General features: G+C 60.6%; 13 protein-coding genes. 6 read left to right on the forward strand and 7 right to left on the reverse strand.

Annotated features, from left to right (window positions below; all coding sequences use genetic code 11):
* Positions 1 to 9: 9 nt before the first annotated feature.
* Both PMI25_RS27625 and PMI25_RS29790 read right to left on the reverse strand, forming a co-directional pair.
* Complete coding sequence (locus PMI25_RS27625) at positions 10 to 1,266, reverse strand: MdfA family multidrug efflux MFS transporter (RefSeq protein ID WP_007961860.1); 1,257 nt, start codon at positions 1,264 to 1,266, stop codon at positions 10 to 12.
* 264 nt (positions 1,267 to 1,530) lie between these two features.
* On the reverse strand, positions 1,531 to 1,665 hold the full coding sequence (locus tag PMI25_RS29790) for a hypothetical protein (RefSeq protein WP_007961861.1): 135 nt from the start codon (positions 1,663 to 1,665) through the stop codon (positions 1,531 to 1,533).
* Between the two features lie 157 nt (positions 1,666 to 1,822).
* On the opposite strand from PMI25_RS29790, the gene PMI25_RS27630 reads away from it, so the two are divergent.
* Entirely contained in the window at positions 1,823 to 2,011 is a 189-nt protein-coding gene (locus PMI25_RS27630) for a hypothetical protein (protein WP_007961862.1), read from the forward strand.
* Positions 2,012 to 2,029: 18 nt separating this feature from the next.
* Here the strand turns inward: PMI25_RS27630 and PMI25_RS27635 are convergent, their stop codons facing one another.
* Entirely contained in the window at positions 2,030 to 2,407 is a 378-nt protein-coding gene (locus PMI25_RS27635) for a fe2+ zn2+ uptake regulation protein (RefSeq protein WP_045122207.1), read from the reverse strand.
* 277 nt (positions 2,408 to 2,684) lie between these two features.
* Between PMI25_RS27635 and pvdQ the strand changes: the two genes are divergently transcribed.
* Positions 2,685 to 5,030, forward strand: coding sequence for a bifunctional acylase PvdQ (gene pvdQ / locus PMI25_RS27640; RefSeq protein ID WP_007961864.1), 2,346 nt, complete (start codon positions 2,685 to 2,687; stop codon positions 5,028 to 5,030).
* Between the two features lie 65 nt (positions 5,031 to 5,095).
* On the opposite strand, the gene PMI25_RS27645 is transcribed toward pvdQ, so the two are convergent.
* Entirely contained in the window at positions 5,096 to 6,097 is a 1,002-nt protein-coding gene (locus PMI25_RS27645) for a FecR family protein (RefSeq protein WP_007961866.1), read from the reverse strand.
* Between the two features lie 152 nt (positions 6,098 to 6,249).
* Here PMI25_RS27645 and PMI25_RS27650 point away from each other — a divergent pair, with 152 nt between their 5' ends.
* Positions 6,250 to 6,519: a PepSY domain-containing protein gene (locus PMI25_RS27650; RefSeq protein WP_007961867.1), complete on the forward strand. Its 270-nt coding sequence runs from the start codon at positions 6,250 to 6,252 to the stop codon at positions 6,517 to 6,519.
* A 52-nt stretch (positions 6,520 to 6,571) separates the two neighbouring features.
* Here the strand turns inward: PMI25_RS27650 and PMI25_RS27655 are convergent, their stop codons facing one another.
* A complete protein-coding gene (locus PMI25_RS27655) occupies positions 6,572 to 11,398 on the reverse strand; it encodes a DUF6543 domain-containing protein (RefSeq protein ID WP_045122224.1) in 4,827 nt (1,608 codons plus the stop codon).
* A 233-nt stretch (positions 11,399 to 11,631) separates the two neighbouring features.
* Between PMI25_RS27655 and PMI25_RS27660 the strand changes: the two genes are divergently transcribed.
* Complete coding sequence (locus PMI25_RS27660; protein WP_007961869.1) at positions 11,632 to 12,672, forward strand: Ldh family oxidoreductase; 1,041 nt, start codon at positions 11,632 to 11,634, stop codon at positions 12,670 to 12,672.
* A 143-nt stretch (positions 12,673 to 12,815) separates the two neighbouring features.
* Here PMI25_RS27660 and PMI25_RS27665 read toward each other — a convergent pair whose 3' ends face one another.
* Positions 12,816 to 13,133 carry a DUF883 family protein gene (locus tag PMI25_RS27665; protein ID WP_007961870.1) on the reverse strand — a complete coding sequence of 106 codons (318 nt, stop codon included), beginning with the start codon at positions 13,131 to 13,133 and terminating at the stop codon, positions 12,816 to 12,818.
* Positions 13,134 to 13,286: 153 nt separating this feature from the next.
* On the opposite strand from PMI25_RS27665, the gene PMI25_RS27670 reads away from it, so the two are divergent.
* Entirely contained in the window at positions 13,287 to 13,541 is a 255-nt protein-coding gene (locus PMI25_RS27670; protein ID WP_003224595.1) for a hypothetical protein, read from the forward strand.
* Here PMI25_RS27670 and PMI25_RS27675 read toward each other — a convergent pair.
* Complete coding sequence (locus PMI25_RS27675; RefSeq protein ID WP_007961871.1) at positions 13,513 to 14,463, reverse strand: LysR family transcriptional regulator; 951 nt, start codon at positions 14,461 to 14,463, stop codon at positions 13,513 to 13,515. The two genes, PMI25_RS27670 and PMI25_RS27675, sit on opposite strands and share 29 nt — an antisense overlap.
* Positions 14,464 to 14,547: 84 nt before the next feature.
* Between PMI25_RS27675 and PMI25_RS27680 the strand changes: the two genes are divergently transcribed.
* Positions 14,548 to 15,471, forward strand: a complete 924-nt coding sequence (locus tag PMI25_RS27680) for a carbon-nitrogen hydrolase family protein (RefSeq protein WP_007961872.1) — start codon at positions 14,548 to 14,550, stop codon at positions 15,469 to 15,471.
* Positions 15,472 to 15,489 lie beyond the last annotated feature (18 nt).

The raw sequence follows: 15,489 nt of genomic DNA on the forward strand, positions 1-15,489 counted from the left end.
CGAATATCCTTATTGATGTACGTTGGACGCGGCGGGTGCCGCAGGGTGGTGGCGCAGAATGCGGTAGAGCAGGGGCAGGCACAGCAGGCCGCCGAGGGCTGCGAACAGGCAGAAGGATTGCAGATTGTCGCCGCCACCAACGGTAGCGATGAGCGAGCCGCCGAGGCCCATTACGGCAATCGACAGCATGCCGATCATGGCCGAGACCAGACCTTTGCCATCGGGGCTGGAGAACAGCGCCAGCCGGTACAACGCAGCGTTGCTCATGCCCAGTCCCAGCGCATAGAGGGACAGTCCGCCGACGGCCATTACCAGTGCCGCCGAACTCAGGGCCGCGCCGATCAGCATCAGCAGTCCGAGACAGAACGGCCACAGAGCCAAGCCAATCACCCGGACCAGTGTGTGTCTGGCGAGCAATCGATCCAGCAGCAGATTGCCGACGATCACCGCCGAGAACACCGGGATCTGCCACACGCCGTACGCCAGTGCAGACAGCTCCAGGCGCTGCATGAGCAATACCGGCGCCAGTCCGATCCAGGCAATCAGTGGCAGGCTCATCAGGCCCAGCGCCACGCTGCAGCCGACGAATCGGCGATTGCGCAGCAGTGTGAGGTAGCCCCGGCCGACTTGCGTGAGCGAAAACGCCGCCGGGGCCTGCTGCTGGCCGTCGCGGCGCGTGACGCCTATCGTTTCCGGCATCCAGGCCAGCAGACCGAGCCAGACCACGGCACTGGCCAGCCCCAGACCCAGAAACATCTGCCGCCAGCTCAGCCATTCCAGCAGCAGGCTGCCGAGCAACGGTCCAAGCAGCGGCGACAGCAGCGCGACATTGCCGAGCAACGCCATGAGCCGCACCGCATCGGCCTCGCAGAACACTTCCTGCAACGCCGGATAGCTGACGGCAACGACGAACCCCAGACCCATGCCCTGAATCAGGCGCAATGCGTTGAAGGCCTCGATGCGCTGCGTCATCACCGCCGCGCTGCACGCCAGACCAAACAGCGCACAGCCGAGCAACAGCAGCCGGCGTCTGCCGTAGCGATCCGAGAGCGGGCCGATCAACCATTGCAGGCACACGCCACCCAGCAGGTACAGATTGAAGGCATTGGGAACGTGGCGGGCATCGGCATTGAACTCGCCGGTCACCGTCAACATGGCCGGCATGATCATGTCGCTGGCCATGTAGGTGAGCAGTTCAAAAGCGGTAATGGCCAGGCAGAATCCAATAGTCTGCACGGGCGTCATTACGATCAAGGTTCTCTGCATAAACATCCCTGTTTCAGTGAGCGAGAAAGTTCACAGAGACTAGGGGCAGAGCTGTTGCAGCATCCAATGCTTTGCTGCGACATGAAATTTCAAATACTTACAGCGTATTTAAGTGAATCGACCTGCGCATTGAACAGTCATGATCGACGGTCGCGCGCAGCCAAAAAAATGCCCGCTGGCGGGCGGGCATGGTTTGCTCTGAGATGATTTTTACAGCGTCTCTTCCTGTGCTTTCAGACACACCGGAAGGCGAACAATCCTGTTCTAACGATGGTAATAACCGGGGCCTTCCTGATAACGATGGTGGTCGTCATGCCAGCCGCCGTGGGGGAAAATGATGCAGCCGCTCAAGGTCAGAACGGCAAGGACAGGAATCAGCCAGGTGATTCGACGGAACATTTCAAGGATCCTCATGGTTACGCCGGCATGAAGCCAAAACTCTTCATCGGCTGTAACATGAGACCGCGTTCAGCCACGCCCATCCCCGCAACACGGTATGTGCATGGCATGCAATCGGATACAAACCGGATACATTTGAAAGTTTCAGGAACCCGCAATGACCCAGAAGCAACGCTTGAAATACTCGATCCTGATCGCCCTGTCGGTGCTGGCGATCATGCTCGGCCTGTCCTGGCTGCAAAATGCCGGGATGATCAGTCAGAAGATGTTCCAGTACATCGCCATGGGTGTGGCGGTGGTCGTGGTGGTGATCAACGGGGTGATGCGCCGCAAGGTCAAACCCTGACGGCGATCGCGGGACGCTTCAATCGTGATTGAGCACGGCAGCAGCCTGTGGATGCAGGCTGTAACTCTTGTCCGGGTTGAAGGTGACCACACCTTCGGCACACAGACGTTTCAACACTTCGCGCACGCTGAGAAAGGACAACGGAATATCCAGGTCCAGCAACTGGCTGTGCACACCGCGCACGCCCAGGCGTCGATCGCTTTGCGCGGCGACCAGCAGGGCGTCGATGACTTTCAGGCGAATCAGGCTGGTGCGCAGGCCGAAGCTTTTCAGCAGCAGGCGAATGCGCTCATTACCCAGGCGTTCGGGGCTGGGGGCGAAACTGCTCGCGCGGGAACTCATGGCAGCTCCTTGTGACGCCTGGCTACCGTCCGTTGGTAGTTGCGAGTTGTACATGGGGTTACTCCTTTTCAGAGCCCGATCAGGAAACGTTTTGACTGCTCTCAGTAAACAAGACGTTTCAGCACGACAAATCATGAAAGGAAATATGTAGAAATTTTGTCGGTTATTCGTTGTTTTCCCGTAATCAGTGGATTGCACCCTCGTCAATCGGGCTAAATTTTTTTTCCCGCATTCGTTTCCTGAACAGCCGTCTTGCGCCCAGGCGCATGAATCAATTTCAGAGCGGATCCGGCGCAAGCGCCGATCCTTGTCTTGTCGTTCAGGAGCGAGTGTGATTATTTCCCGACAGTTAACCGGACTGGCCCTCGCCGGTGCGTTTCTCGGACTCAGTCTGTCCGCCCATGCCTTCAGTCCCGCAGCACAGGCCAGTGCCGATATCCGTCGCACCTCCTTTGGTGTGCCGCACATCCGCGCCGAGAACGAGCGCGGTCTGGGTTTCGGCATCGGTTACGCCTACGCGCAGGACAACCTGTGTCTGCTGGCCAACGAGATCGTCACGGTCAATGGCCAGCGCTCGCGCTATTTCGGGCCGGAGCAGTTCACTGTCGAACAGCGCGAGAATCGCGTCAGCGATCTGTTCTTCACCTGGCTCAACACTCCCGAAGCAGTGAAAGCCTTCTGGGACGCGCAACCGGCGCAGGTGCACGATCTGGTAGAAGGTTACGCAGCGGGTTACAACCGCTATCTGGCCGAGCGCCGCCAGCAGGGGCTGCCGCAACAGTGCCAGGGGGAATGGGTGCGTGATATCGCCGCCGAGGATCTGGTGAAACTCACTCGACGCCTGCTGGTCGAGGGCGGTGTCGGGCAGTTCGCCGAAGCCCTGGCAGGCGCGACGCCGCCCCAGGCCACGGCGCAGCTCGGCAGCAATGCGCAGGCCTATCAGTTGGCGGATGCGCGCCTGCAGCGCTTCGCCCTGGATCGCGGCAGCAACGCCGTGGCGGTCGGCAGCGAACGCTCGTTCAACGGACGCGGCATGCTGCTGGCCAACCCGCATTTTCCATGGGTCGGCGGCATGCGCTTTTACCAGATGCACCTGACCATTCCGGGCAAACTCGACGTCATGGGCGCAGCCTTGCCGGGGCTGCCGATGATCAACATCGGTTTCAATCAGCATCTGGCCTGGACCCACACGGTGGATTCGTCCAAGCACTTCACCCTGTATCGCCTGCAACTCGATCCGAAAGACCCGACCCGCTACCTGCTCGACGGCAAGTCGCTACCGTTGAACAAGCAGACCGTTACCGTGCAGGTCAAACAGGCGGACGGCCAAGTGGTGCCGGTCTCGCGCGATGTCTACAGCTCGCAGTTCGGCCCGATCGTGCAATGGCCGGGCAAGCTCGACTGGGATCATCAGTACGCCTACAGCCTGCGCGACGCCAACCTGGACAATGACCGCGTGCTGACGCAGTGGTACGCGATGAACCAGGCGTCGAGCCTCAAGGATCTGCAGGTTTCGGTGCACAAGCTTCAGGGCATCCCCTGGGTCAACACCCTGGCCGTGGATGACAAGGGGCAGACGCTGTACATGAACCTGTCGGTGGTGCCGAACGTCAGCGCCGACAAACTGGCCAAGTGCAGCGACCCGCGCATCGGTTTGCAGATGATCGTGCTCGACGGTTCCAACAGCGCTTGCGCCTGGGACATCGATCCGCAAGCTGCGCAAAAGGGCATTTATGCCGCCAGCCAGCTGCCGCAACTGTTGCGCGAGGACTTCGTCCAGCACTCCAACGATTCAGCGTGGCTGGCGAACCCGGCACAACCGCTGACCGGATTCTCGCCGCTGATCAGTCAGGACGGTCAGCCACTGGGCCTGCGTGCGCGCTTTGCGCTGGAGCGTCTGAGTGCTCTGGGCAAAAAAGGCCCGCTGGCGATGAAGGATCTGCAACAGATGGTGATGGACGACAACGTCTATCTGGCGACTCAGGTGCTGCCCGATCTGCTGAAGTTCTGCGCTGCGGATCTGGGTGCGGACGCGGCCGCGTTGAAGCCGGTTTGCGTCAGTCTCAAGGGTTGGGATGGCCGGGCGAATCTGGATTCGGGCATTGGCCTGGTGCATTTCCAGAACATCATGCAGGCGCTGCAAGCGTCGCCTGATGTCTGGCGCGTACCGTTCGATCCAAAAGACCCGCAACACACGCCACGCGGTCTGGCGATCGAGCAACCGGCGGTGAGCAAGGCACTGCGTGAAGCGCTGCTGGCGTCGGCCGCCACGGCACAGAAAATGGGCCTCAAGCCTGAAACCCGCTGGGGCGATATTCAGGTGGTGAGCAGCGGCGCTCGACAAACTGCGATTCACGGCGGCCCGGGAACGCTGGGGATCTACAACGCGATCCAGAGTGTGCCGCGTGAAGACGGCAAACTCGAAGTGGTCAGCGGCACCAGCTATCTGCAAGTGGTGACCTTCGACGACAAAGGCCCGCACGCTCAAGGGCTGCTGGCGTTCTCGCTGTCGAGTGACCCGGAGTCGAAATACTCTCGCGATCAGACCGAGGCATTTTCGAAAAAACAGTGGAGTGTGCTGCCGTTCACTGAGCAGCAGATCGCAGCTGATCCGCAGTATCAGCTGCAAACCGTTCGCGAGGTGGCGGGCAAGAGCGCCGAGGTGGTTGCGCAGTAAGTCAGCCTGAACGAAAAAGCCGCTGCTCCCTGAACGGGGACAGCGGCTTTTTTTGCTTGTGTGTCTCAACTCTTCGGTGGCTGCCGCGGCATCGAGTTGATCACCGGATCACCCTCGGTATTGCGCGTCAGGTAGACCGGCAGCACCTTGGGCAGGGTGTTGACGAGGCCGCCGAGTTCTTTGATGTTGTAGACGCCGCCGACGCGGATCGTGCCGGTGTTGGCGTCGGCCAGTTTCAGCGGTTTGCTCAGGTAGCGATTGATCAGCGGCAAGGCGTCGTTGAGTGCCAGGTTGTCGAGCACCAGTTTGCCGTTGCGCCAGGCCAGGGCGTTGTCGTTGGCGTAGGTCTGGCTGATCTGCGGCATGTAGTCGCCATGCCGGTACTGCGCCTGCATGGCCGGCCCCAGGCGCAGACCGTCGCCGGGCAGGGCGGCGTTGCTGGTCACCAGCACCGAGCCTTCGATCAGATTGACCCGCACCTGATCTTCGTAGAGCCAGACATTGAAGCGGGTGCCGGTCACGCGGATCTTGCCTTCGCCGGCCCTGACCACGAACGGGTGGGAGAGGTCATGGCTGACTTCGAAAAACGCCTCGCCTTTTTTCAGGGTGACTCGGCGTTCGTCCTTGTAATTGCTGAAGGTCAACTCGGTATTGAGGTTCAGCTCGACCTGACTGCCGTCCTTCAAGGTGACCTGACGGACATTGTCGGTGGCTTCGAAGTGCTGATAGCTGTTGGGCAACCAGCCCAGGTTCCAGCCGCTGTAGGCCGCCAGTGGCAAGGCCAGCGCACAGACACTCGCGGCAATTGCATAGCGACGCCAGGCAGGCAGCGGTTTATTCAGCGGCACACTCGGCGGCGTCTGCGGACGTGGCAAGTGTTCGGCAACGTCCCAGATTTCCAGCATCGCTTCATATTCGAATGCATGCAGCGGATGCGCATCGCGCCATTGCTCGAAAGCCAGTCGCTCCTCGGCGGAGCAGTCTACGGCGTGCAGACGCATGCACCAGTGCGCGGCGGCATCGGTGATCGCATCGTATTCGGCTTCCGAGAGGGATTCTTGGGTCATTGACTCGTCCTGATTTGCTGCATTCTAACCTTGCGGGCGTTGCGCCGAGAACATCCGTCATGGCAATTGCCCATCAAAGTGGAACTTATTTTTCTGTCAGACGCCCAAAAACAGGACATCCGAGGAACATCATCCACAAATGGAGTGAAAAAATGATCAAAAAAACCTTAGCCGCTGCAATTGCCACCGCCGCTCTTTTCAGTGCCGGTGCCGCCATGGCCGATCGCCCCGGTGCAGGCTGGGTCACCATCGAAAAGGCAATCGAGATCGTGAAAACCAAGGCCGGTTACGTCGAAGTCTATGAAATCGAGGCCGACAATGACGGCTACTGGAAAGGTGAGGGTCGCAAGGCCGACGGTTCGGTGTATGAATTCCGCATCGACGGCGCCTCGGGCAATGTATTGCGTGACCAGAAAGACTGATTCCATTCCGCGATAAACCATGCGCAGGCCAATGCCTGCGCATTTTTTTTGCTTAGTTGAGCCCTTCGTGAGGCTGGACCACCGGGTCGAGTTGGCGGCCCATTTCGCAAATCAGGAAAGCGATGGAATCGGCATTACTCAATATCGTGTCGATCCTTGGGTGCGCATTCGTCGGGCTGAGAAACGCTGTTCGCGCCTCTTCCAGATTCGCGGTATGGGTGGTCCTGAGAATTTCCCTGCGCACATGACCCATGCCCGGCGTCTCGTCGACATCGAGCCATTCCTTGAATTCTTCGCTCCAGCGCGAAAACAGTTCTTCACGAGGTGTGGACAGTGACAAGGCTTCGCGCTGGAATTGCGTTTGTGCCTGTTTCTGGGCCGCGCCGTAGCCGGTGACTGTGGCAATCAAATCCGTAAACGGGCGGCGGGCTTCCAGGGTCGCGATGTCCACGGTCTTGCCGAACTGGTGAGAAAACTCGTGGATCAGCGTTGCCGCCCGTGCATGCCCTTCGACATTGAAAGGCTGGGTAAGACCATTTTTGTACCAGTCCAGCCCCTGATTGAAGAACTTCTCGGTGAAGTGCACGCGTTGGAGCAAATCCTCGCCCAGTACAAAGGCAATGACTCCCGAGTTGCGGTGCTTATTCGAGCCGACGACAAAGCGACTGGTATTCATCAGGTCTTCCGTGGGGTCGACCAAGGCATCACAGATCGGCACGATGGCCAGCTTCAATTTGTCGAGAATGTCGGCATCCAGACGTTGCACGCCAAAAAAGCTTTTGAGAAAAGTATCGAGGCGAGTACCGGGCGCGTAGTTTCTGAGCTGGGCAAGATTGTGCAGGCTGTTGAACGCGTAATGCCGGGCCAGATCAATCGCCTCGATGATCATGCGCGCCTTTTCCGGGTGTCTGGCGCGGATTTCGTCCATGCCTTGCGCCTCGATATTCAGCCAGTGTCGGGTTTCGCGATCAGTCGCAAAGCGGTTGTACATTTTCGACAGGCCTTTGCCGAAATGCACAGTATGGCGATCCGGGTCCAGCACCAGTTGCCGGGAAGCGGTGTGTTGCAACACCGGACCTGGCTGCTCGGCGCCCTTGATTTGCCAGACGGCTCCCGGCCGCTCCACGGGATAGACTTTGCCGGCAATGGGGGCGTAGGTCGCTTTGGTTTTCAGGTCCTGATACGTGCCTTCGGCTGCATTGTGAGTCAGATCCTTCAGCGCGACCGTCGAAGCTTCAAATGTCTGCAGCGAGGTGCGCAACGGGTCGGTCGGCTTTGTCTGTGCAAGGACGGGAGCGCTCAACGTGGTTGGCTGCGGTGCTTGCGGCGCTGCCACAGCTTGAGATTCCAGACGTGACTCCAGTGCCAGTCGCCCGAGACTGATCATCTGCGCTGCGCCGGCGACAAAGGTTTGCAGCGCACGTTTCCAGTGGTGATCCTGCAACGCTTCGGCCGAGTCCAGAAAATCCCGGTAGCTTTGCCAGAGAAACTGCACATAGGCGAGTTTGCCCGGCAGCAGGCCCCGGATCTGCTGGATGCCTGAACTGAACAGATTCTTCGCGGCGTCCCAATCCGCCTGCGCCGATGGCAGCGAATGGCTGCTCAGCAAGTGGGGTAACAACGCCAGATTGTCGTCGAACAACTGCAGCAGCAAGTTGCCGTCGACCGGATTGGCGGCCAGGGTCATTTCGCTCGTCCGGCCGCTGCCCGCCTTGAACAACGCGCTGAAGATCGAACGTTGACTTTCCGGTAAGCGGCGCAGCAGCAAGTCCTGCAGTGAGCCCGGCGTATTCAGCGCGGCGATCACTGCCGCCTCGTCCTCGAACTCACTGAATGCGTACTCCCCATGGTAGGGCGCATAAAGCACCTGAGGGCCGGGTTGTCCCGCAGGGCCGATCAAGTACAGCCCCAGCGCCCTGATCGCTGATGCCCCGGCGGTCTTGATCAGCGCCAACGGCCGGACAATGGCATCGGCCCCTTGCACGGTGGCACGAGCGACGGCATCGGGCATGTCGAGCACTTGCGAAATCAAGTCGAAGGCTTTTGTCGACAAGCGTTGTTGCAGTTGCAGCTGATGGGCATGCTGCAGCAGTTGCCAGGGTAATTGGCGGAGGAAACGCTGCTTGCGTTGTTCGGCGTCGACGCCATCCACAGACAACGCCTTGGTGATTTTGTCGGCAAATGTTGTCGCTACGTTCAAGGACAACAGCAGGCTTCTGACCGCTTGCTGGTCGAGTCCCGTCGGCAGCGCCTGTTCGGTGCTCGAACTGAGGGTGAATGCAGTGTCCTGTGCAATATGCGCATGGTTCAAGGCGAAATCGGTCAGGCTCATCGCAGACCCGATCATGCTCAGCGCCGGAGTGACGATGATCTGCTCGGGGTCGAGAGCCTGCCTCTGCAAGCGGCTGCTCAACAGCGTTTGAAGCGTCTGCCTGATGTAATCACGCAAGGTTGGCAGCGCGTGGAGATAATCCTCGTCGTCAATGACACTGAGGCGCCACTGTTCCAGCAGTTCCAGGTGCAACTGCTGCTCCTCAAGCGTGGCCATTCCCAGCCAGGCAGGCAGTGAGTGCTGCTTGCCGAGTGCCTGCGCCAGAGCGCTGGCGCGTTGCAGATTGGTTTCGACGACTTGCTCACTCAACGTGTTGAGGATCCGGGTTTCGCGCGGCGTTGGCCATTGGCGGCCCCGCACCTGATCACAGCGCTGGAGAAAGTGTTCGATCGCTGATTCGATACGATCCTGCAGGACATTGCCGCTGATCAGCTGTAAAGGTCCCAGCGTGTAGTGTTGATGGAACCTCTGGTGCAGGGGTGAAAGGTTTTCCTGCAGCACCAGGCGTTTTTGCGGATCCAGCAGTCGCTGGTTCAAAACCTGTCTGGCCTGCTCGATCGAGCGGAAGACTTCCAGGCCCAGAGCCGGGGTCCACAAGATCGCGCGTCCGGAGTGCTGCGTATCGGGGCCACCGCGTTCCGTGAGCAGGACGCAGTTGGCCAGCGGCAGCACTTCGCTCTCACCGGCGACCTGTAACGTCAATGACCAGGCATCCGGCCGAATCCCGTTGAGTGCCTTGCGGCGGCTGCGATCCGGGTGATCCGGATCGAACACGGTGTCGACCAGGGCTTGCGCATGACGGCTCAGCGTTCCGTTCAGGACTCTCAACCGTGCTTCGCCATTGATGCCGACAGACAGGGCGTGTGCAAGTTTCGCGGCGATGCCCAGCAGATAGGTGCGCTGCAGCGCCGTGACGCTCAGTGGCTGGGCGACGAAGTCTGCGGCGATGGTCGGCATGATGCTGGCGAACTTGCGCACTTCGGCTGCGGCAGTGTCTGCCAGCACCCTTGAGGGCAATGGGTTACCGGTGAGCATCGGCCGGATGCTCCAGCGTCCGCGGGCATCCAGTGGCACGAGGCGCTCGTGGAGCATCGAACGGATGTCCAAGGCCTTGTCGAACAGCGCGCGGATATCCACGACGCCGTCGCTGTGCCGGTACAACTGCAAGGCATAATCGATGTTCTGTCGTTGCTTGGTGATGATCAACTCGAGCAGGACGCTGAACACGTCTCCGGCAATCGATTGGCCGGAAACCTGCGGCCGGTCGAAACCGAGGAAGCGTTGGCGCTCGTCGAGACTCAACAGACCATAGAGTTCGTCTTCATGCCCGGGGCTGGCGAACTTGCCGAGCAACATGGCTTTGAGATCTGCGTAGTCCCTGAGCACCTGCAAACCGTGAGTCGGGGTATACAGGCAGCTGTCGGAATGGCCGATCATCAGCGCACCGGCCAGTTCCACGAAGTTTGCCTGGTGCTCCCACAGACGCACGGTTTCCACGGCCGCGCGAGGTGCCAGACTTTCATTGAAACCCAGCGAGGTCAGCAGGCTGTCGAATTGACGCTGATCGATGATGCCGGCCTCGCGTTTGAGCAAAAAGTCCGCCAGCGCCTGTTGCCGAATGATCTGCGCAAATACGTCGCGTCGCGAGGCCCCGTCAGTGCCGGGCCCATTCCAATAGCGCTCCATTTGCTGGTACAGCAACACCAGCAGTTTGCCTGAAGCCGTGGTGACGGCTGTCTCCCAGTGTTGCTGATCACTGGCCAGGAAAGTCCGGCCGGAGTGCGAAAACTCATGGGTCTGGCCAATCGGCCATCCGGAGTGGCGATAGTGCAATAGCAACGCGTCGCCAAGCGACAGTGCTTCGAGCTTGCGTCGTGAAGGAAGGTCGGGCGATGCCGGGCCGGTTGCGGTTGCGGTTGCGTACAGATTCACGCGCGTGCGGGTCTGGTCGACGTCGCGCATCGTTGGCGTCAGCAGTTCGTCGACGATGGTCTGGAGCAGGCTGCCAAGCTCGGGCAGTTGCATCAGCTCATCGAGCATCGCCTGTGCGTTGAGCTGCTGGCAGTGCTCGATGGCGGCGCGTTGATCCTCGAATATATCGCCCTCGATAAGCTGATAGGTCACGCTGATACCGTGCCGTTCTGCCAGTCGTTTGCGTTGGGAAAGTGCGAGAAGCGCGAGCAGCCGATCGTCCTCACGGGCACTGTTCAGATGCTGTTCCAGATGCGCAGTCAGGCTGGCGAGGCTGGCATGTTTTTTCAGCCCGGCAAAAGGCGTGTACAACAGAATGCCGCGATCATCCGGGGTGGCGCTGAGGATGAAGCTGCCCGCCAACGGCACCGCTGTTGCGCCTTCGGTGTTGAGCAGGATGCGCTGGGCAAGCATGGGCGGGGTCTGCTGACTGCGCAGGGCATGAGTCCCCAGTTGCACGTGACTCAGCCATCGGAAGTCAGCGCTGGACATGTGATGGAGGTGGCCGAGTTCGCGCCACGATCCGGGGGAGTTGAGCATGGGCTGGAGCAGCAGGGGAGGAGTGGGTGCAGGCATCATCGGGTCTCGTTCAGGGCACCGGCCGGTGCACCGGTAAATTGAGACACGAGACTAAAGACCGGGCAGATAGCACGGGTGGTACATAGTTACCGCACAAGCGGCAGCGCAATGTGCTGGCAGCGACATGCCGGCACCACAACGGTTGACAGCACCCGTACCGGGCGTGGTTAATCGCTGGGCAAGCTGTTCGTACGCTGTTGTTCCCTCCAATAATTAGTCTGGAGCTTCAGATGTCTGCGCCACACGATTCCGTGTCTTCCCCCGTTGCGTCCACACTCTCGCTCGAAGCGCTGACGCAATTGCTTGAAAAGGTTTTCCTGCGCCACGGTACGTCGGCGTCCGTCGCCCGCACTCTGGCTGCCAACTGCGCCGGTGCCGAACGCGACGGTGCGCACAGTCATGGCGTGTTCCGTATCCCCGGTTATGTTTCGACACTCAATAGCGGTTGGGTCAATGGACAGGCTGTGCCGCAAGTCGAGGACGTAGCCTCGGGTTTCGTGCGAGTCGATGCCGGCAACGGTTTCGCCCAGCCGGCGCTGGCCGCTGCTCGTTCGTTGCTGGTGGAGAAGGCGCGCAATGCCGGGATCGCGGTGTTGGCGATTCGCAACTCGCATCACTTTGCGGCGCTGTGGCCGGACGTCGAGCCGTTTGCCGAAGAAGGGCTGGTGGCGCTCAGCGTGGTCAACAGCATGACCTGCGTGGTGCCGCATGGCGCCGATCGGCCGCTGTTCGGCACCAACCCGATTGCCTTTGCCGCGCCGCGCGCCGGTGGTGCGCCGATTGTGTTTGATCTGGCGACCAGCGCCATTGCTCACGGTGATGTGCAGATTGCCGCGCGCAAGGGTGAACGTCTGCCTGCCGGAATGGGTGTGGACGGTCTTGGGCAGGCGACGCAGGATCCGAAAGCCATTCTTGAGGGTGGCGCGCTGTTGCCGTTTGGCGGCCATAAAGGCTCGGCGCTGTCGATGATGGTCGAGCTGCTGGCGGCGGCGTTGACCGGAGGCAATTTCTCCTTCGAGTTCGACTGGTCGAACCATCCCGGGGCCAAGACCCCGTGGACCGGGCAGCTGTTGATCGTCATCGACCCGAGCAAAGCTGCCGGGCAGAGCTTTGCCGAGCGCAGCGAAGAGCTGGTGCGGCAGATGCATGGGGTGGGGTTGAAGCGCTTGCCGGGTGATCGCCGGCATTTGCAGCGGGCCAGATCGCTGGCCGAGGGGATTGTGCTGGATGAGCAGACGCTGGCGCAGTTGCGCGAATTGGCCGGAGAATAATCGGCATAGAACACATATGGCGAGGGAGCTTGCTCCCGCCGGGTTGTGAAGCGGCCCCCCTTTGTCTGTTTGAAAACAGGGGGACTGCTGCGCAGTCCAGCGGGAGCAAGCTCCCTCGCCACAGGTTTTTTGTCAGACGTCGATCAACGACGACCGAGCAGCAGGCCCACCACCAGACCGAAACCGGCGGAAATCGCCACGGTCTGCCATGGATGGCCGCCAATGTAGCTCTCGGTGGCCTCGACCGCCGGTTTGGTGCGTTCACGCACGCTCGACACGGAATCCAGTGCCTGTTGCAGCTTCAGGGCGATTTGTCCGCGCAGGGTCTCGGCTTCTTCGCCCACCAGTGAGGCGCTGCTCTTGAGCAGTTTGTCGGACTCTTCGATCAAAGCCTGAAGTTCGCTGAACGCCTGATCCTTGATTTGGTCTTCGACGGCTTGCACGCGGGATTTGCGGGCCATTGGGTGACTCCTTGCAGATGGATGAACAGTGATCAATGGAGTGCGGCGCTGACTGAAAAGTTGCACTGATTTTAGGTGCGAAAGAAAAACCTGCGCGGGAGATTTCCGCCGAGCGTGTAAGATGTCGCCATTTTACGCAGCAGGTATTTCCCCATGAGTTTCAATCTGGCCGACAAATCCCTCGCCGAGCGCGCTGCGCTGGAAGACGAGAAATCCCGTCTGTTCGAACTCTGGCAGAACAATCTGGGCAAAGCCAAAGGCGAAGCCGCGCGGTTGTTCGGCGAACGCTCCAAGCGCAAGGGCAAATGGGCCGAGTGGGTGCGCGCCGAGCTGGATGGCATGTCCCCGCCGGAATTCGCCAACATGGTGCGCAGTGAGGTCAATCGACTGATGGCGGCCAACAAGTAATAGCGGCCCAGTCGGTGTTGAAGCACCCGACAATCGCCTCACGCACCTTGATCACCACCGGATCGATCTGCGTGCTGGTGCGCCAGCCCAGTTCGATCGGATAGCGCGGCAACGCCAGCGGGCAGGGCAGCAGCACCAGCCCGCTGAGCTCGGCAATGGCCTGGGCGGCATGGCGGGGGATGGTTGCCACCGCGCCGCTGCCCCTGAGCAGATGCGGCAGCGCGGCAAAGTGCGTGGTCGAGGCGCAGACCCGCCGGCTCAGGCCCAGCGCCGCCAGCCCCTCATCGGTGATGCCGATAAAACCGCCCGAGGACACCAGCATGTGCTCGCGGGTGACGAACTCCGGCAAATCGATGTTCTGTTGGCCGGGCGCCAGACTGCCCGGATCGACCAGACACGCATAATCCCCTTCACCCAGTACCTGACGGCTGAGCAGACGCTCGGCAAAACCACCGGCGGTGATCGCCAGGTCGATGCTGCGCTCCATCAGCGCGCGGGCGACGATCTGACTGTGTGTCTGGCGAAAGATCAGCCGCAGCTTGGGCGCGCTGCGAGCGATGGCTTCGATCAGGCGCCGGCCGTAGGCAATTTCAAAGTCATCCGACAGGCCCACGGTGACTGAACGGCCCTCGTAGTGATGGGCTTCTGGGTCGACCATCGCCAGGCTCTGCCGGCATTTGTTCAGCGCCTCGCTGACCACCGGTTTCAGTTGATCGGCCTTGAGCGTCGGCGCCAAGCCACGGCCGGTGCGCACGAACAACTGATCGCCATACACCTCGCGTAACCGGCGCAACGCTGCGCTGACTGCCGATTGCGTCACCCCCAGACGCAGCGCCGCACGGCTGGCGCTGGACTCTTCATGCAGGGCTTCGAAGACTTTCAGCAGGTTAAGGTCGACGGTTGCGATATTCATATGGCTCATATCATTCAGCAGTGATTCGGTCTTTATTCATGATCCCGCGCCACCGCAGAATCGGCAACACCTGAACCCGATGGAGTGACCGCAATGCCCAAATCAATCGTCGCCGCCCTGCAGATCGGCGCCTTGCCCGGTGGCAAGGCTGAAACCCTGGAACAGATCCTCAGCTGGGAAGACGCGATCAGCGAGTCCGGCGCGGCGCTGGTGGTGATGCCTGAAGCGTTGCTCGGCGGTTATCCGAAAGGTGAGGGCTTCGGCACGCAGTTGGGTTATCGCCTGCCCGAAGGCCGCGAGGCCTACGCCCGCTACTTCGCCAACGCCATCGATGTGCCGGGAGCGGAAACCGAGGCACTGGCCGGTTTGTCGGCACGCACCGGGGCCAATCTGGTGATCGGTGTGATCGAGCGTGCCGGCAGCACGTTGTATTGCACGGCGCTGTATTTTGATCCGCAGGCGGGGCTGGTGGCCAAGCATCGCAAACTGATGCCGACCGGCACCGAACGGTTGATCTGGGGCAAGGGCGATGGCTCGACGCTGCCGGTACTCGACACTCAGGTCGGCAAACTCGGTGCGGTGGTGTGCTGGGAAAACATGATGCCGCTGCTGCGCACGGCGATGTACGCCAAGGGCATTGAAGTCTGGTGCGCGCCGACCGTGGATGAGCGCGAGATGTGGCAGGTCAGCATGCGTCACATCGCCCATGAGGGCCGCTGCTTTGTGGTCAGCGCCTGTCAGGTGCAGGCCTCGCCGAACGAGCTGGGTGTGGAGATTGCCAATTGGCCGGCGGATCGTCCGCTGATTGCCGGCGGCAGTGTGATTGTCGGGCCGATGGGCGATGTGCTGGCCGGGCCGTTGCGGGGCGAGGCGGGGTTGCTCACGGCTGAGATTGATACTGACGAGCTGGTGCGGGCGCGCTATGACTATGACGTGATCGGCCACTATGCGCGGCCGGATGTGTTTGAGCTATCGGTTGATGAACGGGCCAAACCGGGCGTGCGTTTCACCGCATAACCTCAGGACTGACACATA

Source organism: Pseudomonas sp. GM30 (assembly GCF_000282275.2).
Taxonomy (GTDB): Bacteria; Pseudomonadota; Gammaproteobacteria; order Pseudomonadales; family Pseudomonadaceae; genus Aquipseudomonas.